The organism is Streptomyces flavofungini (genome assembly GCF_041028215.1).
Classification (GTDB): Bacteria; Actinomycetota; Actinomycetes; order Streptomycetales; family Streptomycetaceae; genus Streptomyces; species Streptomyces flavofungini_B.
On sequence record NZ_JASKYR010001561.1, the window covers coordinates 1 to 323 of the forward strand.

The following is a 323-nucleotide window of genomic DNA, read 5'->3' on the forward strand; positions in this document are numbered from 1 at the left end:
CCTATGGGGACGGGAAGTATCTGGAGATCGCTCGGCCGTTGGGCGAGCGGATCGTGGGGCGGTCGGTCAGTGATGTGAACGGGTTGTTCATGTGTGCGGACGGGATCGCCGTGGACGGCGGTCGCGGGGGGGGGGGGGGGGGGGGGGGGGGGGGGGGGGGGGGGGGGGGGGGGCGTGCAGACCGCCGACAAGCTGCGCCTCTCCGTGGTCTCCGGGTTCGAGGTCGCCTGCCTGGACGCGCTCGGCAAGACGCTCGGCCTGCCCGTGCACGCGCTGCTCGGCGGCAAGGTGCGGGACGCCGTGGAGTACAGCGCCTATCTGTT

1 pseudogene is annotated in these 323 nt (G+C 73.1%); it reads left to right on the forward strand.

The window, feature by feature from the left end:
* Nucleotides 1-323: pseudogene (locus AB8Z36_RS42185) on the forward strand (glucarate dehydratase); the annotation flags it as partial.